This window comes from Bradyrhizobium sp. USDA 4503, assembly GCF_054055815.1.
Genome location: NZ_JBSRXS010000001.1, coordinates 790,078 through 809,684 on the forward strand (window position 1 = coordinate 790,078; position 19,607 = coordinate 809,684).

Genomic DNA, 19,607 nt, shown 5'->3' on the forward strand with positions numbered 1-19,607 from the left:
GCTTTGCGTGATGCGCAATATGGCACAGGGGAGCCATGGCTAAAATGCCATAGTTCCCTCATTTTCGGACTCAGGCGCCAGGCCGTCGTACTGCCTCACGGACGCCTTTCATAACTAACTGTCATTGCGAGGAGCGAAGCGACGAAGCAATCCATCGTTCGGTTTGTGAAAAGAGATGGATTGCTTCGCTTCGCTCGCAATGACGACATACCGGATCAGTGCGCGACCCGCTCGACGGCGATCGCGGTGGCTTCGCCACCGCCGATGCACAGCGCGGCAACGCCGCGCTTCAGGTTCTGCGCCTCCAGCGCGTGCAGCAGCGTCACGATCAGCCGCGCGCCGGTGGCGCCGATCGGATGGCCGAGCGCGCAGGCGCCGCCGTTGATGTTCAGCCTGTCCCTGGGAATGCCGAGATCGCGCTGCGCCGCCATCGCGACCACCGCAAACGCCTCGTTGATCTCGAACAGGTCGACATCGCCGACGCTCCAGCCGACCTTGTCGAGCAGTTTTCTGATCGCCGGGATCGGCGCTGTCGTGAACCACTGTGGCTCCTGGCTGTGGGTGGCGTGGCCCTTGATCTCGGCCAGCACAGGCAGTCCATCGCGATCGGCGAGCGAGCGGCGGCTGAGGATCAGCGCTGCGGCGCCGTCGGCATTGGCGGAGGAGGCGGCCGGCGTGATGGTGCCGCCCGCGCGGAACGCCGGCTTCAGGCCGGGGATTTTTGCCGGATCGACCTTCAGCGGGTGCTCGTCATTGGCAACGATGCGCGGGCCGGCCTTCTCGGCGAGCGTGATCGGCGCGATCTCGGCCTTGAAGGCGCCGCCCTCGACCGCCTTGCGGGCACGGTTCAGCGTCTCCATCGCGAACGCGTCCTGGTCGGCGCGGGTGAACTGATAGGCCTCCGCGGTCGCCTCGCCGAAATCGCCCATCGAGCGGCCGGTCTCATAGGCGTCCTCGAGCCCGTCCATCATCATGTGATCGATGATGCGGTCGTGGCCGGCGCGATACCCGCCGCGCGCCTTCTGCAACAGATACGGCGCATTGCTCATGCTCTCCATGCCGCCGGACAGCACGATCTCGGCCGAGCCGGCCTTGATGATGTCGTGGGCCAGCATGGTCGCCTTCATGCCGGAGCCGCAGACCTTGTTGACGGTGGTGGCGCCGGTGGCATCCGGCAGTTTGGCGCCGCGCGCGGCCTGGCGGGCAGGGGCCTGCCCCTGACCGGCGGGCAGCACGTTGCCCATGAACACCTCGTCGATGCGCTCGGGCGCGAGTTTCGCGCGTTCGAGCGCCGCCCCGATCACATGCGAGCCGAGCTTGTGCGCCGGCAGCGGCGCGAGCTCGCCCATGAAGCGGCCGAGCGGGGTGCGGGCGGCGGAGAGGATGACGACGGGATCGGTGCTGGTTGCCATGGCAGGAGTCCCTTCAAGGCCGGGGATTTGATTGAATTATTGTCATCATATGATGCAATGCAAAAAATGCAACTGCGGCTCTCATGACAAAATGTCGTGTTCACATGAGTCGGGGATGGGATCGTTCCGCCATCACCAATGTCGTCCTGGCGAAAGCCAGGACCAATAACCACCGACTTGTGCTGTTGGAGGGTAGCGGCCCCAGCATAGCGAGGCAATTCGCATTCGGGATAATGGGTCCTGGCCTTCGCCAGGACGACGAGGATGGTCCTCGATTCATGATGATGCCGGGGAGAATGAGAGCGCACGGTTGCTTCCCAGGCGTAGTCTCTGCGTAAGCCAGGACCCATACTCCGCAGCGGATATTGTGAATGGGACTCGTCGTTCGGGCGCCGCTCAACAATGACGGCCTGTGGTTATGGGTCCCTGCTCCCGTGCGCAATTGCGCACTAGGCAGGGACGACACCGAATAGGTGTCCGCATCTCGACCGTTCGTGGCGATCGCGATTCGTCCCTCGATCGGTGAGACAGACAAACCATACACTCGCTTGGTCGTCGCTTGCGCCGTCGGGCAAATCAGTGATTGAGAATTTTCGCTGGGCGGCGGCGCATCCGAGCTTGTCTGCGACCTGACCTAATCCGACCGCCAGGCGCCGAGCAGAAATCGTCGCTTCGGCGCGGAGCCCGCTTGTTTCTGCACGTCCGGCAGGTCGACGGCATGGCGCTGCATCAGCAGGCGGATTGCGATCGCGATGATTACAAAGGGCGCCAGGTAGATCGCGAAAACTTCGAAGGCGTTCATGTCGTCCTCCGCGGCTTCGGAACAGACATGCTAGTACGATCATCGCGCGCGCGGGCGGCTAAAACTGTACCGGCGCCGCTGAGTTGGCGTTAACCGAATTCCCGGACGCCGATCAATTCAAGGTTGCGGAATACGGGTCTGTTTACCGATCCGGCGCTAGGGCTGGCGGATTGTGCAATGGAAAGTCCCACCGCAATGTCCGTGATCGCCGTCGAGCAGCCGTCCGCCCGCATTCCGCTCTCCGTCAAGATCGGCTTCAGCGCCTTCATGGCTGTCCTGGTGCCGGTGTACACCTACTGCTACGGGCCGACCAACTTTCTGTATTTCTGCGATGTCTGCCTGATCCTCACCTTGATCGGGGTCTGGACCGAGAGCGCGCTGTTGATTTCGATGTGCGCCGTCGGACTCCTTGTGCCGCAAACATTTTGGGTGATCGACTTTCTCGCCCATGTCGCCGGCTGCTCGCTCACCGGAATGACCGACTACATGTTCGACCAGAACCTCTCGCTGTTCCTGCGGTTCCTGTCGGGCTTCCACGGCTGGCTGCCGTTCCTGCTGCTGTTCCTGGTCTGGCGGCTCGGCTATGACCAGCGCGCGCTGATCGTCTGGAGCGTGCTGGCATGGGCGCTGCTGCTGATCTGCTACTTTGTAATGCCGGGACCGCGGCCGGACCCGGGCATGACCCCGGTCAACATCAACTACGTCTTCGGCACCAGCGACAGGGCGGCGCAAGGCTTCGTGCCGCCGCTGGTGTGGCTGACCGGCCTGATGATCGGCCTGCCACTGCTCGCCTTCATACCCACCCATTTCATGCTGCGGCGCGCCGCGCCGCCGATGTAGGGCCTGCGATTCGCGAGGCTACGCCATCACGTCGCTGCGGATACAATCGTGCATGGCCGCATGCGGCGGCCTCGATTGACACCAATCGACTCGGCGCTACGCTGACGGAACAGAGCGTTCTCCCAAGCGACTCGAGACGAATTCAAAGCGCCGCAAGCACGACCAAGAAGCAAGACCCAGAAGAACAAGGAAAAAGGGCAGGACACGCCGTGACACGCGTCATCGCGTCTTGAGCGGGACCACGCGGACCTCCGCGCTCGCGCCATTTCGCATCCGCAGCTATCGCTTTCAATGGCCGTCCGATCTGCTCACCTCCTGGGCGTTCGAGGTCGAGACGCTGGTGCTCGGCTGGTACATCATGGTCGAGACCGGCTCGGTGCTGCTGCTCACCGTGCTGGCGTCGCTGCAATATGTCGGCACGCTGGTCGCGCCGGTCGTCGGCATGATCGGCGACCGCATGGGGCACCGCGATCTGCTCGCCGTGATGCGCTTTGCCTATACGGTGCTCGCCGGCACCATCATGACGCTGGCGCTGACCGGGCATCTCGCCCCGCTGAACGTCATGATCATCGTCGCAATCATGGGTGTGATCCGCCCGTCGGATCTCGGCGTGCGCGGCGCGCTGCTCGCCGACATCATGCCGCCGGAGCAGCTGGTCGGCGCCATCAGCCTGGCGCGCACCACGCAGGACTCGGCGCGTATCGCAGGAGCCCTGACCGGGGCCGGATTGTTCGCGGCGCTGGGCATTGGCTATGTCTATGTCGGGATCGCCGGCTTCTACTTCGTCGCCGCCATCCTGATGCTCTGCATGAGCCGCCCCAAGTCGCATGGCACGACCGATCTCGCGGCCGGCGACGCGCCGGGTTCAAAGCTGCTGCGCGACCTCAAGGAGGGCATCGTCTATGCCTGGAGCGGCCCGGGCATGCGCGCCGCGCTCTGCGTCGCGTTCCTCGCCAACCTCACGGCGTTCCCGCTCACCAACGGCCTGTTGCCCTATGTCGCGCGCGACATCTTCCATACCGACCAGACCGGGCTCGGCTATCTCTCGGCAAGCTTTGCGGTGGGTTCGCTGATCGGCTCGATCACGCTCAGCATGGCCGGCGGGGTACGCATCGCGCGGCTCCTGATCGGCGCGACGCTCGCCTGGTACGCCATGCTGCTGGTGTTCGTCGAGCTCCGGACCATGCCGGTCGCGATGGCCTGCCTGCTGCTCGCCGGCATCGCGCAGAGCATGTCGATGATCTCGGCCGCCGTGATGCTGATGCGCAACGCCAGCGCGCATCTGCGCGGCCGCGTCATGGGCGTGCGCATGATGGTGATCTACGGCCTGCCGCTCGGGCTGCTCGCCGCCGGCAGCCTGATCGACCTGATCGGCTACACCGCGACCGGCACGCTGCTCGCCGCCGCCGGCTTCATCGCCATGCTGGCAATCGCGCTGCACTGGCGCGCCGATCTCTGGCCGACCCACGCCCCGGCCAACGCCCGGTGAGGGGCGCGGCGCGATGCCGCGCCGCGGTCGCCGATGCGCCAAAAGGACGCGACAGCGCGGGCAAGCTGTCGTAGATCATTTTCGACGCTCCCATTTCCAGTGCCAAGTTCCAGTGCCAGGCCTTTTTCGTTTGATATTGTAATGCTCCGTCTTTTGACCCGCCTTGGACTGCGCTTCGACGACATCGTCGAGGAGCGCCGATTTGTAGACCAGTACGTGCGGGGCAATATCGGCTGGACGCAGGTCGCGATGCTGCTCGGCGCCTTCACCTATGCCGGATATGCGTTCTGGGATTGGGTGCTCTATCCCGACGTCGTGGCGACCACGCTGGCGATCCGCGGCGGGGTCGCCGTGCTGGTCCTGCTGCCGCTCACCGCCTTGCTCTCGGTGCCGGCGATGAAGCCGTGGGCCGAGACGATCTTCCTCGTCTATTGCGTCGTTCCAGGCTGCGTGCTGCCGAGCGTCTACCTCGTGCTGCCCTCGGGATTCACCTATGCGGCACCCGGCGTGATGATGGTGATCCTGTTCGTCTCGACCATGCTGCCGCTGCGGATCGGGCCACTGGCGGTGTTCTGTCTCACGACATGGATTGCGCTATGCATCGCTGAATCGCTCGGGCCGGCTTTGCCGCCGGGGCTGCGCTTCATCAATCATTCCCTGGTCCTCAACGCCTTTGCGCTGTCGCTTTACGCCGTCGCCGCCCGCGAGTTCCGCGCGCGCCAGCAGTTTCGAACGGCGCAGGCGCTGAAGCAGGAAAAGGAGCGTTCCGAAGCCTCGTTGCGCGATCTGCACGCGACGCAATCGCAGCTCGTGCAGGCCGAGAAGCTGGCCTCGCTCGGGCAGCTCGTCGCCGGTGTCGCACACGAGGTCAGCACGCCGCTTGGCCTCGCGCTGACCACGTCAACGACGATGGAGGCGGATCTTCGCGCGATGAGCGAGGCGCTGAGCGGCACCGCTGTCCGGCGCTCCGACCTGACAAGGGGCATTGCACGGATCGAGAACGGCCTTCGACTGACCTCGGAAAACCTGCATCGGGCATCCGAGATGGTGCACAGCTTCAAGCAAGTCGCCATCCATCAGGCCGACGAGGAGCGTCACACGTTCGAGCTGGGCGGATGGCTGTCCGAGCTGATCGCAAAGCTCGGGCCGCTGCTGTCCCGGCAGGGATTGATCGTCGAACTCGACTGCCCGCAAGGCATCGTTCTGAACAGCTATCCCGGCGCACTGGCGCAGGTGATCAGCAACCTGGCGTTCAACGCCGCGGCGCACGCTTATCCCGACGGCCGCGGCGGACGCTTCACCATGACGGTGACGCAGCCGGAACAGGCGCTGGCCCGGATCGCCTGCGCCGACCAAGGCGTCGGCATCCGCGAGGATTTGCAGGCCCGCGTGTTCGATCCGTTTTTCACCACCGGGCGGGAGCGGGGCAATATCGGGCTCGGGTTGCACATCGCCTTCAATACCGTGGTGTCGTCGCTCAGCGGCCGGATCGCGCTGGAAAGCGAACCAGGCCGCGGCACGCTGGTGCTGATCGAGATCCCGGTCTCGAGCTAGCCGCTGGTGGTAGCCCGGCCTCTGGCCGATCGACGCATCGGCGAATGTGTGGCGAGGACGCAGCAAGCGTCGCCCGGATGAGCGAAACGATATCCGGGGCATCCGGCCCCGCATGTCGCTTCGCTCATGCGGGCTACAGATGACATGTCGCGGCGCTCATACGGGCCACAGGTGCTGAACCGCTACCGCTTCCGGTCCAAAAATCCCTGCAGCAGGCGCTGCGGCTCGCCGGTCTGAAACGACTTTCCGAACACGCCGACGCTGAGGTTCACCGACTCGGTCAGCGGCAGCTCTTCCCATTGCCGCAGCAGGTCCTTCTGGATGCGTAGCGCCTCGGGGCCGCATTCCAGCAGCGCCTTGACGGTGCGTTCGACGGCGTCGTCGAGGCCGCCGGGCTTTGCCACGGTGTCGACCAGGCCCCAGGCGAGTGCGGTTTGGGCGTCGATGTTCTCCGCGGTCATCATCAGCCAGCGGGCGCGGCCCCAGCCGATCAGGCGCGGCAGCAGCGCGGCGTGGATCACCGAGGGGATGCCGACGCGCACCTCGGGCATGCCGAACATCGCGTCATGCGCGGCGACGCGGACGTCGCAGGCGGCCGCGACCTCGAGGCCGCCGCCGAGGCACCAGCCGGGCAGGCGGGCGATCACCGGCGCCGGGAATTTGCGCACGGCCTCGCAGAGGTCGCGCAGTCGGCTGATGAATGCTTCGGCGGATGTCTGGTCGAGCGTCGCCATCTCCTTGATGTCGGCGCCGCCGATCATGCTGCGCTCGCTTTCGCCGGCCAGGATCACCGCGCGGATGCTCGGATCGGCGGCCAGATGCTCAAAACCCTCGCGCACGCCGTTGGTGACCGCGGAACTCACGATGTTCAGCTTGCCGGCGTTGCAGATGGTGAGGCGGACGACGCCTCTGTCGTCGCGGGCGATGCCGCAGTGGGGATTGAGCATGTCCATGGAAAAGCCCCGGCGCAGGAATGGATCGACAAGTCATTTCGGGATGGTGCGCAAGCACCAGACCCGGAATCTCGAGATTCCGGGTCTGGTGCTTGCGTCGCCCCGGAATGACTTGCGCCATGTCCCGGACAAAGCATGGCTCTGTCAAGGGACCGGGTGCGGCGGTTGCGCCGAGGGATGCGGATCTATAGAATTATAGTCGTCATATAAATGGAGCCGTCATGACCGCCGCCGAAAGCATCGATCTTCGTTCGCCCGATCTAACGCGCACCCGCGTGGTGGAATGGCAGGCGCCCGGACCGGTGGCGAAAGCGGCGCTGTCGATGTCCGGGATCGAGGCGATGCGCGCGATCCGCGACGGCCGGTTGCCGCCGCCCGCCGATGGCCAAGCTGATCGGCTTCCGCATGGCCGTGGTCGAGCAGGGGCGCATCGTGATGGAACTCGAGCCGCATGAGAGCCTGGAAAACACCATCGGCCTGCTGCACGGCGCCACCGCCGCGGCGCTGCTCGATACCGCGATGGGCTGTGCGATCTCGACCATGCTGCCGGCGGGGCAGACTTCGGTGACGCTCGACCTCAAGCTGACCTATCTGCGGCCGCTGTCGGCACGGTCGGGCACCATCAGCGCCGAAGGCAAGGTGATCAAGCTCGGGCGCCAGACCAGCTACACCGAGGGCTTCGTCCGCGACGGCAAGGGCAATCTTGCGGTGCACGCGACCGCGATGTTTTCGATGCTCGGCGGGGAACCGAAAGTGGCCGACAAGGCGAAATAACTGCAGCATTCCGGCCGCAAATCTGCTATTATATGATTAGAAACATTCCATGAGACCGGCATGCGCTATTCGAAAGAACACAAGCAGGAGACCCACGCGCGGATCGTCAAGAAGGCCGCGACGCGGCTGCGCGAGCGGGGCGCCCACGGCATCGGCGTCGCGGACCTGATGAAGGACGCCGGCCTGACCCATGGCGGCTTCTACGCGCATTTCGACTCGCGCGAGGCGCTGGTGATCGAGGCCTTCAGCTACGCGATGGACCGCGCCATCGAGCGCTGGCGCAAGGTCGCCGCGGACACGCCGCCGGAGAAGCGACTTTCGACCATCATCGACGGCTATCTTTCGGCGGTGCACCGCGACGATCCCGGCCAGGGCTGCGCGATCCCGGCGCTCGGCGCCGAGATCGCCCGCGAGAGCCCGAAGACCCGCAAGGCGTTCGCCCTCAAGCTCGACCAGATGATCGACATGATGGCCGACCAGATCATCGACGTGCCGCGCAAGACCGCCCGCAAGCAGGCGATGGCGACGCTGGCGACCATGATGGGCACCATCGTGATGTCGCGCATCGCCGGCAGCGGCGAAATGTCCGACGAGATCCTGAGCGCGGGCCGCGAGGCGGTGCTGGGACGTGCCGCCGGGGCCAAGGCACCGGCGAAGAAGAAGGTGAATTAGCGCTTTAAGCGCCAACTGGTGCAGCGCGCCTAATATTCGATCCGTCACCCTGAGGAGCGCGCATCGCGCGCGTCTCGAAGGGTCGACGGCCACCAGCCGGGCCGTGCATCCTTCGAGACGCGCTACGCGCTCCTCAGGATGACGGGAATAACACGGTGTCCACCTCACACCCCGCTAAAAAGCGCGCGCTCGGCTTCCACGGTCTCGTAGACGTAGTCCGCCACCGCGCGGATGCGGGCGAGGTCCTTGCTGTCGGCGTGCATCAGCAGCCAGAAGGTGCGGGAGATCCGCACCTCGTCCGGCAGCACCGGCTGCAACTCGGGGTGGGCCGTTGCCATGAAGTGCGGCAGCACGGCGATGCCGAAGCCGGCGATGGTGGCGTTGAGCTGCGCGATCAGATTGGCGCTGCGGAATTTCGCCGAGATCTTTGGCGAGACCTGCGGCAGATAGTCGAGCTCCGGCGTGAACAGGAGCTCCTCGATATAGCCGACGAACCGATGCCGCGGCAGGTCGGCGCGCGCAGCAATTGCCGGCGCCTGGGCGAGATAGGCGGGTGCGGCATAAAGCCCGAGCGTGTAGTCCAGGAGCTTGCGGCCGACGATGCGGCCTTCCTTCGGCATGGTCAGGCTGATCGCGATGTCGGCCTCGCGCTTGGAGAGCGAGAACAGCCGCGCGGTGGCGACGAGCTGCAGATCGAGATCGGGATACCGCTCGGTGAACTTGACCAGCCGCGAGGCCAAAAAGTGGCTGCCGAAGCCGTCGGGAGCGCCGATCCGCACCGTGCCGGTGAGGTGGGCGCGCGAGCCGCCGACCGCCTCCTGGTTGGCGACGATGGTGGATTCCATCGCCTCCGCGCTGTCGGCGACGCGCTGGCCGGCCTCGGTCAGCAGATAGCCGGTCTTGCGCCGATCAAACAGTTTTGCGGAGAGGTGGCGCTCCAGCCGGTCTACACGGCGGATCACTGTGGCATGATCGACGCCGAGCTGCTTGGCGGCAGCCGAAACCGACCCGCCGCGCACGATGGCAAGCACGAAACGGAAGTCGTCCCAGTCAATTGTGCCGCCGCCTTGATCCAGCATTTCCGCACATCTATGGTGCAATTTATCGGACTTGAATCCCATAAAATGCAGGGTCAATAGGGTTTGTAAAGCGATCCCGCCGCGAGGAGCGGCGATTCAGGTGCTTCAGGGAGGTTTGTTCATGCGCTCAATCGGACATTTCATCGGTGGCAAGGAGGTCAAGGGCACGTCGGGCCGCACGGCTGACGTCTTCGAGCCGATGACCGGCGAGGTCCAGGCCAAGGTGGCGCTGGCCTCCAAGGCCGAGCTCCGCGCCGCGGTCGAGAACGCCAAGGCCGCGCAGCCGGAATGGGCCGCCACCAACCCGCAGCGCCGCGCCCGCGTCATGATGCGGTTCCTCGAGCTGGTGCAGCGCGACTACGACAAGCTCGCCGAGCTGCTGGCGCGCGAGCACGGCAAGACCGTTCCCGACGCCAAGGGCGACATCCAGCGCGGCCTCGAGGTCGCCGAGTTTGCCTGCGGTATCCCGCATCTGATGAAGGGCGAGTACACCGAGGGCGCCGGCCCCGGCATCGACATCTATTCGATGCGCCAGCCGCTCGGCGTGGTCGCCGGCATCACGCCGTTCAACTTCCCGGCGATGATCCCGATGTGGAAGTTCGCGCCGGCGATCGCCTGCGGCAACGCCTTCATCCTCAAGCCGTCGGAGCGCGATCCCGGCGTGCCAATGATGCTCGCCGAACTGATGATCGAGGCGGGCCTGCCGGCCGGCATCCTCAACGTCGTCAACGGCGACAAGGAGGCGGTCGACGCCATCCTCGACGATCCCGATATCAAGGCGATCGGCTTCGTCGGCTCGACCCCGATCGCGCAGTACATCTACGAGCGCGCCGCGCAGACCGGCAAGCGCTGCCAGTGCTTCGGCGGCGCCAAGAACCACGCCATCGTGATGCCGGATGCCGACATGGACCAGACGGTCGATGCGCTGATCGGCGCCGGCTACGGCTCCGCCGGTGAGCGCTGCATGGCCGTCTCGGTCGCGGTGCCGGTCGGCAAGACCACCGCCGACCGCCTGATGGAGAAGCTGATCCCGCGCGTCGAGTCGCTCAAGATCGGCACCTCGGTCGATCCGTCGGCCGATTACGGCCCGCTGGTGACCCGCGAGGCGGTCGAGAAGGTCAAGAGCTACATCGACATCGGCATCAAGGAAGGCGCGACGCTCGCGGTCGACGGCCGCGGCTTCAAGATGCAGGGCTACGAGAAGGGCTTCTATCTCGGCGGTTCGCTGTTCGACAACGTCACCAAGGACATGCGGATCTACAAGGAAGAGATCTTCGGCCCGGTGCTCTCGGTGGTGCGCGCCCACGACTATCACGAGGCGCTGGCGCTGCCGTCCGACCACGACTACGGCAACGGCGTCGCGATCTTCACCCGCGACGGCGACGCCGCGCGCGACTTCGCCGCCAAGGTCAATGTCGGCATGGTCGGCATCAACGTGCCGATCCCGGTGCCGATCGCCTATTACACCTTCGGCGGCTGGAAGAAGTCCGGCTTCGGCGACCTCAACCAGCACGGTCCGGACTCGATCCGCTTCTACACCAAGACCAAGACGGTGACCTCGCGCTGGCCGTCCGGCGTCAAGGAAGGCGCGGAGTTCTCGATCCCGACGATGAAGTAATTTCCGGGAACGTCATTGCGAGCGCAGCGAAGCAATCCATCTATCCCCCGCGTGGAAGAATGGATTGCTTCGTCGCTTCGCTCCTCGCAATGAGACGGTGGGGTAACCTTCAGGGCTAGGCGGCGAGATGCAGTTCGCTCTCAACGAGGACCAGATCGCGGTTCGCGACATGGCGCGGGCGTTTGCGGCGGAGAAGATCGCGCCGCACGCGCTCGAATGGGACGAGACAAAGCACTTTCCAGTCGACGTGATGCGCGAGGCAGCAGGCCTCGGCATCGGCGGCATCTATATCAAGGACGATGTCGGCGGCTCGGCGATGACGCGGTTCGACGCGGCGCTGATCTTCGAGGCGCTGGCGACGGGGTGCCCGACCACGTCGGCCTTCATCTCGATCCACAACATGGCGTCCTGGATGATCGATGCCTATGGCAGCGACACCCAGCGCCACACATGGCTGCCGAAGCTCTGCACCATGGAGCTGATCGCCAGCTACTGCCTGACCGAGCCGGGTGCCGGCTCCGACGCTGCCGCGTTGCGCACCCGCGCGGTGCGCGACGGCGATCATTACGTGCTCAACGGCCAGAAGCAGTTCATCTCCGGCGCCGGCAGCACCGACCTGTTGGTGGCGATGGTGCGCACCGGCGGCGACGGACCCGGCGGCGTCTCGACGCTTGTCGTCGACGGCAAGACGCCAGGCGTGTCGTTCGGCAATAACGAGCGCAAGATGGGCTGGAATGCGCAGCCGACCCGCGCTGTCATGTTCGAGAACGCACGCGTGCCGATCGCGAACCGGCTCGGCGAGGAGGGCATCGGCTTCAAGATCGCGATGGCCGGGCTCGACGGCGGCCGGCTCAACATCGCGGCGTGCTCGCTCGGCGGCGCGCAGGCGGCGCTCGACAAGGCGTTGGCCTACATGAAGGACCGCAAGGCATTCGGCAAACGCCTCGACGAATTCCAGGCGCTGCAATTCAAGATCGCCGACATGGCGACCGAGCTGGAAGCCGCACGCACCTTCCTGTGGCGGGCGGCCGCCGCGCTCGACCGCAAGGATCCGGACGCTTCCATGCTGTGCGCGATGGCAAAACGGTTTGGCACCGATGTCGGCTTCGAGGTCGCCAACCAGGCGCTGCAGCTGCATGGTGGCTACGGCTACCTCAGCGAATACGGCGTCGAGAAGATCGTGCGCGATCTGCGCGTGCACCAGATCCTCGAAGGCACCAATGAAATCATGCGGCTGATCGTGTCGCGCAAGTTGATCGAGGGCGCGCGATGAATGATGCGGCAGCAGCCGAGGGCGACCTGATCGCGCGCAAGGAAGGTTCTGCCGGCATTATCCGGCTCAACCGGCCGAAGGCGATCAATGCCGTGACGCTGGAGATGTTCCACGACATCGACAGGGCGCTCGATGCGTTCGAGGCCGATCCCGATGTCGCTGTCATCGTGCTGGAGGGCGCGGGCGAGCGTGGCCTGTGCGCCGGCGGCGACATCCGCGCGCTCTGGGTGAGCTCCAAGGTCAAGGGCGATCTCGGCAAGATCCTGTGGCGCGACGAATACATCCTCAACGCGCGGATCAAGAAGTTCCCAAAGCCCTATGTCGCCTTCATGGACGGCATCGTGATGGGCGGCGGCGTCGGGCTGTCGGCGCATAGCCGCCACCGCGTGGTGACGGAGCGGACCAAGCTCGCGATGCCCGAGGTCGGCCTCGGTTTCTTCCCCGATGTCGGCGGCACCTATCTGCTGTCGCGCTCGCCGGGTGAGATCGGCACCTATTTCGGGCTCACCGGCACCACCATGAACGGACCCGATGCGATCTACGCCAAATTCGCCGACGCCGTGGTGCCGAGCGCAAAGCTGCCGGCGCTGCGCGAGGCGCTGACCAAGGTTACGCCGGGTACGAGTTCGGCCGAGATTGATCGGCTGATCGGAGGCTTCGCCACTAGCGAGAGGGCTGGCCCTGTCGCCGCGATGCAGGCCAAAATCGACGGCTGGTTCGCACACGGCCGGATGGAGGACGTCGTCGCCGCGCTGACGGCCGACGGATCGGATATGGCGCAGGCCACGCTAAAGACGCTCAGTGAGAAGTCGCCGCGCGGCATGGTGGTGACGCTGAAACTGCTGCGGCTGGCGCGCGCGACCGCGACGCTGGAAGAGTGCCTGAAGCGCGAATATCGCGCCGCGCTCGAGGTGTTCGCCAGCGACGATTTCCGCGAGGGCGTGCGCGCAGCCGTCATCGACAAGGATCGCAATCCGACATGGTCGCCGGCCCGGATCGAACAGGTGACGCCGGAGATGCTCACGCCTTACTTCGCCGAGATCGGCGCTGACGAATTGAAATTTCCCGACAGCAAATAGAAACGTCGCAAGCGGAGGACTTCCCATGGCAAACGTCGCATTCATCGGGCTCGGCAATATGGGCGGGCCGATGGCCGCCAATCTGGTCAAGGCCGGCCACAAGGTGACCGCGTTCGATCTGGTCGCAGCGTCTCGCGATCAGGCCAGGAGTGATGGCGCCGCGATCGCTGAGAGCAGCGTTGCTGCGGTGAAGGGCGCCGATGTCGTCATCACCATGCTGCCGGCCGGCAAGCACGTGCTCGGTGTCTGGAACGAGGTGCTGCCCGCGATGGCCAACGGCGCGCTGATCATCGACTGCTCGACCATCGACGTCGAAAGCGCAAAGCAGACGCATGTGCTGGCTGCCAAGCACGGCATGGCCTCGGTCGACGCGCCGGTCTCCGGCGGCACCGGTGGCGCCAAGGGCGCGACGCTGACCTTCATGTGCGGCGGCGAGCCGAAGGCATTCGCGGCGGCCCAGCCGATGTTGGCAAACATGGGCAAGAAGATCGTGCATTGCGGCGCGGGCGGTGCAGGGCAGGCAGCCAAGATCTGCAATAATATGATCCTCGGTATTTCCATGATCGCGGTCGGCGAGGCTTTCGTGCTCGCCGAAAAGCTCGGCCTGTCGCACCAGGCGCTGTTCGACGTCGCCTCGACCTCGTCGGGACAGTGCTGGTCACTGACGACCTATTGCCCGGTTCCCGGCCCGGTGCCGACGTCGCCGGCCAACAACGATTACAAGCCGGGTTTTGCTTCGAACCTGATGGTCAAGGACCTGACCCTGGCGCAGGACGCCGCCAATGCCGCCGGCGCGGTCACGCCGCTCGGCAAGCACGCGCAGGAGATCTATAAGACCTTCGACGCGTCGGGCCACGGCGGGGTCGACTTTTCCGGAATTATCCAGCACGTTAGGGCCCTTGCCCCGAAGTAAATCGCCGTCATCCTGAGATGCGAGCGGAGCGAGCCTCGAAGGATGGAAAGATGGTGTCCGTGGCCATCCTTCGAGACGCCGCGCAATGCGCGGCTCCTCAGGATGACGACAGAATACGTGGTGAAGCCGGATGACCACATTTCAGGACGCACGCGCCTTTCTGCTCAAGCACCGCACCGACTACGACGCCGCGGTGAAGGGATTTCGCTGGCCCGATCCGGTGCCGTTCAACTGGGCGCTCGATTGGTTCGATGCCGAACTGGCGCGAAATCTTGACAGCCGCGACCGGCCGGCGCTGTGGATCGTCGATGCCGCCAGCGGCAACGAGACCAAGCTTTCCTTCGCCGAGCTGTCGCGCCGCTCAAGCCAGGTTGCAAATTTCCTGCGCGCGCAGGGGCTGAAGCGCGGCGATCATCTGTTGCTGCTGCTCGGCAATGTCGTGCCGCTGTGGGAGACCATGCTGGCGGCGATGAAGCTCGGCGTCGTCGTGATCCCCGCCACCACGCTCTTGACCGCGGATGAATTGCGCGACCGGCTCGACCGCGGCAAGGCGAGGGCGGTGGTTGCCACGCAGGATCAGGTCGCGAAATTCGCAGGCCTCGGCAGCGACAAGCTCGTCCGCATCGTGGTCGGCGCGACACAGGCGCAGGACGGCTGGCTGCCGTTCGAGGATGCCGCCAAGCAGTCCGACGCATTCACGGCCGATGGCCCGACCAAGGCCGACGACCCGATGCTGCTCTATTTCACCTCGGGCACCACGGCAAAGCCGAAGCTGGTGCGGCACAGCCAGCGCAGCTATCCGGTCGGCCATCTCTCGACCATGTACTGGATCGGCCTGCAGCCCGGCGACATCCATCTCAACATTTCCTCGCCCGGCTGGGCCAAGCATGCCTGGAGCTGCTTCTTCGCGCCGTGGAACGCCGGCGCAACGATCTTTATCGCGAACCAGCCACGCTTCGAGGCGAAGGGACTGCTCTCGATCATCGGCCGCTGCGGCGTCACCACGCTGTGCGCGCCGCCGACGGTGTGGCGGATGTTCATCCAGGAGGACCTTGCGAGCTTCAAGGTCTCGCTGCGCGAGGTGTGCGGCGCCGGCGAGCCGCTCAATCCGGAGATCATCGACCAGGTCAAATCTGCCTGGGGGCTGACCATCCGCGACGGCTACGGCCAGACCGAAACCACCGCGCTGGCCGGCAACTCGCCGGGACAGAAGGTCAAGGTCGGCTCAATGGGCCGGCCGCTACCGGGCTATCGCGTGCAGGTCACCGACAATGACGGCCACGCCGCGAAGGAAGGCGAGGTGACCTTGCTGCTCGGCGCAGACCGGCCGGCGGGCCTGATGCAGGGCTATCAGGGCGACGACGGCAAGCTGATCGGCACCGACGGCGAGATCTATCGCAGCGGCGACGTCGTGTTCACCGATGACGAGGGTTATCTGACCTTCGTTGGCCGCACCGACGACGTGTTCAAATCCTCCGACTACCGGATCTCGCCGTTCGAGCTGGAGAGCGTGCTGCTGGAGCACGACGCGGTGGCCGAAGCCGCCGTGGTGCCGAGCCCGGACCCGATCCGGCTGGCGGTCCCGAAGGCCTATGTGCTGCTGGTATCAGGCGTCGAACGAACGCCGGAGACCGCGCTGTCGATCTTCAAACATTTGCACACGCGGCTCGCACCGTTTAAACGCATTCGCAAGATCGAGCTGGTCACCGAACTGCCGAAGACGATTTCTGGAAAAATCCGTCGCGTGCAGTTGCGCCGGCTCGAACACGACGATGTCAGAAGCGATGCGTTGCGCGGGATCGAGTTCCGCGAGGAAGAATTTCCGGAGCTGCAGAAGGTGCGGACCTCCGGTTAGCAGAGGTTAGCCAATGAACGAAGTCTGGAAGAAGCCGCCGGTGTTGCTGGAAACCTACCAGGGCATGGTCGGCAAGGAGATCGGCGTGTCCTCGTGGCACATGCTCGATCAGGGCCGCATCGACACCTATGCCGACGTGATCGAGGATCACCAGTTCATCCATGTCGATCCCGAGCGCGCCAGGAAGGAGACCGCCTTCGGCACCACGATCGCGCATGGCTTCCTGACGATGTCGCTGATGTCGATCATGTCCTACGAGGTGATGCCGGTGCTCGAGGGCACCGCGATGGGCGTCAATTACGGCTTCGACAAGCTGCGCTTCATCTCGCCGGTGCGCTCCGGAAAACGCGTCCGCGGCCGCTTCGTGCTGGCCGAAGCCACGCTGCGCAAGCCGAAGGAGTTGTTGTCGCGCACCAACGTCACGGTCGAGATCGAGGGCGAGGAAAAGCCCGCGCTGGTCGCCGACTGGCTCGGCCTGATCTATTTCAGCTGAGGATCACAAGACACGGTTGTGTTGCAACCGCGAAGGGTTGTGCACCTCTCCCGCAAGCGGGGAGGTGCAGCGAGCCACCTCAATCTGTTTTTCAGGCGGTGCGCTGCTCTGGCCCATGTAGCGCATTGACGGCTGTGTTCCCCGGTGTCCATGATGCCCGCTTTAGGCGGTGCGGTCCCGGGAGTGGCAGCCATGGTGCAAAACATCGTCGCCGGAATTGTCGTAGTCGCTTTGATTGTGATCGGTGCGATTAGCTACGCTCAAGAGCATCACGAGTGCTGGAGCGGGCATGTGCTCAAAAGCCTGAAACCCTGCGGGTCGATGACCCCTTCGGTCTAGCGCGCCCGGTGGCCGCCTGGCCAGTCTCGGCCGGGCTTGACCCGGCCATCCATCGCTGCTCAAAAGCTGCCAATCGCGAGCGTCTCCACCCTCTCCCCCTGTGGGAGAGGGTGGCTTCGCGGCACGCGAAGCCGGGTGAGGGGTCTGTCTCCACGCAAAGACTCTCGCTTGAGCTCGCGGAGACAGACCCCTCATCCGGCGCGCTGGCGCGCGCCACCTTCTCCCACAAGGGGAGAAGGGAAGAACAGGAATTTACGGCATGGCAATCAGGTTTGACGGACGCGTCGCTATCGTCACCGGCGCGGGCAATGGTCTCGGACGGGCGCATGCGCTGGGGCTCGCCAGCCGCGGCGCCAAGGTGGTGGTCAACGATTTCGGCGGCGCGCGCGACGGCACCGGTGGGTCGCTGTCGCCGGCCGAGACCGTGGTCGAGGAGATCCGGAAAGCCGGCGGCACCGCGATGGCCGACGGCGCCGACGTCTCGAACTTCGAGCAGGTCACCGCGATGGTCGAGCGCGCCACCAAGGAGTGGGGCAGCGTCGATCTCCTGTGCGCCAATGCCGGCATCCTGCGCGACAAGTCGTTCACCAAGCTCGAGGTCGCCGACTGGGCCAAGGTGCTCGACGTGCATCTCACCGGCACCTTCTTCTGCTGCAAGGCGGTGTGGGCCGGCATGCGCGAGCGCAATTACGGCCGCATCGTGCTGACGACGTCGTCGTCCGGCCTGTTCGGCAATTTCGGCCAGGCCAATTACGGCGCGGCGAAGGCCGGCATGGTCGGCCTGATGAACGTGCTCGCCGAAGAGGGCCGCAAGAACAACATCAAGGTCAACACCATCTCGCCGACCGCTGCGACCCGCATGACCGAGGAACTGCTGCCGCCGCAGGCGCTGGCGCTGATGAAGCCGGAAGCGATCACGCCCGCGGTCGAATTCCTGCTCTCGGAGGACGCACCGACCCGCACCATCATGGGCGCCGGCGCCGGCTCGTTTGCCGTGATCCGCGTGCTGGAGACCGAAGGCGTCAACCTGCCGCAGTCCGAATGGACGCCGGACGGCGTCGCCGCGCACTTCAACGCGATCAGCGACATGTCGACCGCGAAGGCGCTGCAGGGCGCGTTCGAGCAGACACAGAAGTATGTCGCCCAGGCCGCCGCGCGGGCCGGGATCAAGCTCTGAGCATGAGCGTCGCCGTCATCGGAGCCGGACCTGCCGGCCTGATGGCGGCGGAGGTGCTCGCGCAAGGTGGCGCACAAGTCACTGTCTACGACGCGATGCCGTCGGCTGGCCGCAAATTCCTGATGGCCGGCCGTGGCGGGCTCAATCTCACCCACTCCGAACCGCTGCCGGATTTCCTTGCGCGCTATCGCGAGGCGATGCCGCATCTGAAGGCTGCGGTCGAGGCTTTTCCGCCTGAAGCACTGCGCGTCTGGAGCGAGGCGCTGGGGCAGCCGACCTTCGTCGGCAGCAGCGGCCGCGTGTTCCCCGAGGCGTTCAAGGCATCGCCTCTCTTGCGCGCCTGGCTGCGGCGGCTCGATGCCGCGGGCGTTGCATTCGCATTCCGGCATCGCTGGACCGGATGGGACGCGCGAGGGGGACTGCTGTTCGAGACGCCGGACGGCCAGCGCACAGTCAATGCCGATGCAACCGTGCTGGCACTCGGCGGCGCGAGCTGGCCGCGACTCGGCTCGGACGGCGCTTGGGCGGAGATCCTCGCCGCAAAGGGCGTTGCCATGGCGCCGATCAAGCCAGCCAATTCCGGCTTCACGGTTGCCTGGTCGAATATCTTCCGCGACCGGTTCGAGGGCCAGCCGCTCAAGGGCGTCGCGCTCACGATTGGTCCGCATACGGTGCGCGGCGAAGCGATCGTCACCCGCGCCGGCATCGAGGGCGGCGCCATCTATGCGCTGTCGGCGGAATTGCGCGAGGCGGTGCTCGCGAAGGGAACGGCGACACTGACGGTGGCGTTGCGGCCCGATGCCGCGCGCCACGAACTGGTCGCGCGTCTGTCGGCGCCGAAGGGCAAGCAATCCCTTTCCAATTTCCTGCGCAAGGCCGCGCAGCTCTCGCCGGTCGGCATCGGGCTGTTGCAGGAGGCGGCCGTCGCCGTCGGCCGTTCGCTGGCCGCGCTGCCGCCGGCCGAATTGGCCGAACTGATCAATGCGGTGCCGATCCGGATCACCGGCGTGGCACCGATCGCACGCGCGATCTCGAGCGCTGGCGGCATCAGGTTCGACGAACTCGACGCGCATTTCATGCTGCGGCGGCTGCCCGGCGTTTTCGCGGCCGGCGAGATGCTCGATTGGGAGGCGCCGACCGGCGGCTATCTGTTGCAGGCGTCGTTTGCAACGGGCGTCGCCGCTGGGAAGGGCGTGTTACGATGGCTCGTGCAGAAATCGTAGCTCTGTAGGATGGGTAGAGCGAAGCGAAACCCATCAACTTTTTTCCCAGCGGAAGCATGATG

The 19,607-nt window shown here is 65.4% G+C and carries 17 protein-coding genes and 1 pseudogene; 14 read left to right on the plus strand and 4 right to left on the minus strand.

The window, feature by feature from the left end; translation table 11 throughout:
• Positions 1 to 215: 215 nt before the first annotated feature.
• Entirely contained in the window at positions 216 to 1,412 is a 1,197-nt protein-coding gene (locus ACVMIH_RS03720; RefSeq protein ID WP_253587115.1) for an acetyl-CoA C-acyltransferase, read from the minus strand.
• Positions 1,413 to 2,046: 634 nt separating this feature from the next.
• Positions 2,047 to 2,214: a hypothetical protein gene (locus ACVMIH_RS03725; protein WP_168855689.1), complete on the minus strand. Its 168-nt coding sequence runs from the start codon at positions 2,212 to 2,214 to the stop codon at positions 2,047 to 2,049.
• Between the two features lie 177 nt (positions 2,215 to 2,391).
• Here ACVMIH_RS03725 and ACVMIH_RS03730 point away from each other — a divergent pair, with 177 nt between their 5' ends.
• From ACVMIH_RS03730 to ACVMIH_RS03740, 3 genes are all read left to right on the plus strand, one after another.
• Positions 2,392 to 3,054, plus strand: coding sequence for a hypothetical protein (locus ACVMIH_RS03730; protein ID WP_456860785.1), 663 nt, complete (start codon positions 2,392 to 2,394; stop codon positions 3,052 to 3,054).
• A gap of 229 nt (positions 3,055 to 3,283) precedes the next feature.
• Positions 3,284 to 4,543, plus strand: coding sequence for an MFS transporter (locus ACVMIH_RS03735; RefSeq protein ID WP_431017260.1), 1,260 nt, complete (start codon positions 3,284 to 3,286; stop codon positions 4,541 to 4,543).
• Between the two features lie 141 nt (positions 4,544 to 4,684).
• A complete protein-coding gene (locus tag ACVMIH_RS03740; RefSeq protein ID WP_456860787.1) occupies positions 4,685 to 6,097 on the plus strand; it encodes a sensor histidine kinase in 1,413 nt (470 codons plus the stop codon).
• A 182-nt stretch (positions 6,098 to 6,279) separates the two neighbouring features.
• On the opposite strand, the gene ACVMIH_RS03745 is transcribed toward ACVMIH_RS03740, so the two are convergent.
• Complete coding sequence (locus ACVMIH_RS03745; protein WP_456860789.1) at positions 6,280 to 7,050, minus strand: enoyl-CoA hydratase; 771 nt, start codon at positions 7,048 to 7,050, stop codon at positions 6,280 to 6,282.
• A gap of 221 nt (positions 7,051 to 7,271) precedes the next feature.
• Between ACVMIH_RS03745 and ACVMIH_RS03750 the strand changes: the two are divergent.
• A pseudogene (locus ACVMIH_RS03750) lies at positions 7,272 to 7,824 on the plus strand (PaaI family thioesterase).
• Between the two features lie 60 nt (positions 7,825 to 7,884).
• Positions 7,885 to 8,496, plus strand: a complete 612-nt coding sequence (locus tag ACVMIH_RS03755; protein ID WP_253609110.1) for a TetR/AcrR family transcriptional regulator — start codon at positions 7,885 to 7,887, stop codon at positions 8,494 to 8,496.
• Between the two features lie 164 nt (positions 8,497 to 8,660).
• Here the strand turns inward: ACVMIH_RS03755 and ACVMIH_RS03760 are convergent, their stop codons facing one another.
• Positions 8,661 to 9,575: a LysR family transcriptional regulator gene (locus tag ACVMIH_RS03760; protein WP_456827437.1), complete on the minus strand. Its 915-nt coding sequence runs from the start codon at positions 9,573 to 9,575 to the stop codon at positions 8,661 to 8,663.
• 121 nt (positions 9,576 to 9,696) lie between these two features.
• Between ACVMIH_RS03760 and ACVMIH_RS03765 the strand changes: the two genes are divergently transcribed.
• The 9 genes from ACVMIH_RS03765 (at position 9,697) to ACVMIH_RS03805 (ending at position 19,545) form a co-directional block, all read left to right on the plus strand.
• Entirely contained in the window at positions 9,697 to 11,193 is a 1,497-nt protein-coding gene (locus ACVMIH_RS03765; protein WP_057020030.1) for a CoA-acylating methylmalonate-semialdehyde dehydrogenase, read from the plus strand.
• A gap of 127 nt (positions 11,194 to 11,320) precedes the next feature.
• Positions 11,321 to 12,466 carry an isobutyryl-CoA dehydrogenase gene (locus ACVMIH_RS03770; protein WP_057019762.1) on the plus strand — a complete coding sequence of 382 codons (1,146 nt, stop codon included), beginning with the start codon at positions 11,321 to 11,323 and terminating at the stop codon, positions 12,464 to 12,466.
• On the plus strand, positions 12,463 to 13,545 hold the full coding sequence (locus tag ACVMIH_RS03775) for an enoyl-CoA hydratase/isomerase family protein (protein ID WP_456827438.1): 1,083 nt from the start codon (positions 12,463 to 12,465) through the stop codon (positions 13,543 to 13,545). The genes ACVMIH_RS03770 and ACVMIH_RS03775 overlap by 4 nt, the downstream gene beginning before the upstream one ends.
• A 25-nt stretch (positions 13,546 to 13,570) precedes the next feature.
• Positions 13,571 to 14,458, plus strand: coding sequence for a 3-hydroxyisobutyrate dehydrogenase (gene mmsB / locus ACVMIH_RS03780; RefSeq protein WP_456827439.1), 888 nt, complete (start codon positions 13,571 to 13,573; stop codon positions 14,456 to 14,458).
• Between the two features lie 130 nt (positions 14,459 to 14,588).
• Positions 14,589 to 16,313: an AMP-binding protein gene (locus tag ACVMIH_RS03785; RefSeq protein WP_456784663.1), complete on the plus strand. Its 1,725-nt coding sequence runs from the start codon at positions 14,589 to 14,591 to the stop codon at positions 16,311 to 16,313.
• Positions 16,314 to 16,326: 13 nt separating this feature from the next.
• A complete protein-coding gene (locus tag ACVMIH_RS03790) occupies positions 16,327 to 16,806 on the plus strand; it encodes a MaoC family dehydratase (RefSeq protein WP_456827440.1) in 480 nt (159 codons plus the stop codon).
• Between the two features lie 192 nt (positions 16,807 to 16,998).
• Positions 16,999 to 17,145 carry a hypothetical protein gene (locus ACVMIH_RS03795; RefSeq protein ID WP_229191194.1) on the plus strand — a complete coding sequence of 49 codons (147 nt, stop codon included), beginning with the start codon at positions 16,999 to 17,001 and terminating at the stop codon, positions 17,143 to 17,145.
• Positions 17,146 to 17,404: 259 nt separating this feature from the next.
• On the plus strand, positions 17,405 to 18,322 hold the full coding sequence (locus ACVMIH_RS03800) for an SDR family NAD(P)-dependent oxidoreductase (protein ID WP_057019767.1): 918 nt from the start codon (positions 17,405 to 17,407) through the stop codon (positions 18,320 to 18,322).
• A 2-nt stretch (positions 18,323 to 18,324) separates the two neighbouring features.
• Positions 18,325 to 19,545 (plus strand): NAD(P)/FAD-dependent oxidoreductase, encoded by a 1,221-nt coding sequence (locus tag ACVMIH_RS03805; RefSeq protein ID WP_456827441.1) that lies wholly within the window; start codon positions 18,325 to 18,327, stop codon positions 19,543 to 19,545.
• Positions 19,546 to 19,607: the final 62 nt, after the last annotated feature.

Coding starts and splice junctions, on each gene's coding strand:
- ACVMIH_RS03745 (WP_456860789.1), bottom strand. CDS start 7,050: ATGGACATGCTCAATCCCCACTGCGGCATCGCCCGCGACGACAGAGGC.
- ACVMIH_RS03790 (WP_456827440.1), top strand. CDS start 16,327: ATGAACGAAGTCTGGAAGAAGCCGCCGGTGTTGCTGGAAACCTACCAG.
- ACVMIH_RS03805 (WP_456827441.1), top strand. CDS start 18,325: ATGAGCGTCGCCGTCATCGGAGCCGGACCTGCCGGCCTGATGGCGGCG.
- ACVMIH_RS03765 (WP_057020030.1), top strand. CDS start 9,697: ATGCGCTCAATCGGACATTTCATCGGTGGCAAGGAGGTCAAGGGCACG.
- ACVMIH_RS03800 (WP_057019767.1), top strand. CDS start 17,405: ATGGCAATCAGGTTTGACGGACGCGTCGCTATCGTCACCGGCGCGGGC.
- ACVMIH_RS03795 (WP_229191194.1), top strand. CDS start 16,999: ATGGTGCAAAACATCGTCGCCGGAATTGTCGTAGTCGCTTTGATTGTG.
- ACVMIH_RS03760 (WP_456827437.1), bottom strand. CDS start 9,575: ATGCTGGATCAAGGCGGCGGCACAATTGACTGGGACGACTTCCGTTTC.
- ACVMIH_RS03725 (WP_168855689.1), bottom strand. CDS start 2,214: ATGAACGCCTTCGAAGTTTTCGCGATCTACCTGGCGCCCTTTGTAATC.
- ACVMIH_RS03775 (WP_456827438.1), top strand. CDS start 12,463: ATGAATGATGCGGCAGCAGCCGAGGGCGACCTGATCGCGCGCAAGGAA.
- ACVMIH_RS03730 (WP_456860785.1), top strand. CDS start 2,392: ATGGAAAGTCCCACCGCAATGTCCGTGATCGCCGTCGAGCAGCCGTCC.
- mmsB (WP_456827439.1), top strand. CDS start 13,571: ATGGCAAACGTCGCATTCATCGGGCTCGGCAATATGGGCGGGCCGATG.
- ACVMIH_RS03720 (WP_253587115.1), bottom strand. CDS start 1,412: ATGGCAACCAGCACCGATCCCGTCGTCATCCTCTCCGCCGCCCGCACC.
- ACVMIH_RS03755 (WP_253609110.1), top strand. CDS start 7,885: ATGCGCTATTCGAAAGAACACAAGCAGGAGACCCACGCGCGGATCGTC.
- ACVMIH_RS03740 (WP_456860787.1), top strand. CDS start 4,685: ATGCTCCGTCTTTTGACCCGCCTTGGACTGCGCTTCGACGACATCGTC.
- ACVMIH_RS03770 (WP_057019762.1), top strand. CDS start 11,321: ATGCAGTTCGCTCTCAACGAGGACCAGATCGCGGTTCGCGACATGGCG.
- ACVMIH_RS03785 (WP_456784663.1), top strand. CDS start 14,589: ATGACCACATTTCAGGACGCACGCGCCTTTCTGCTCAAGCACCGCACC.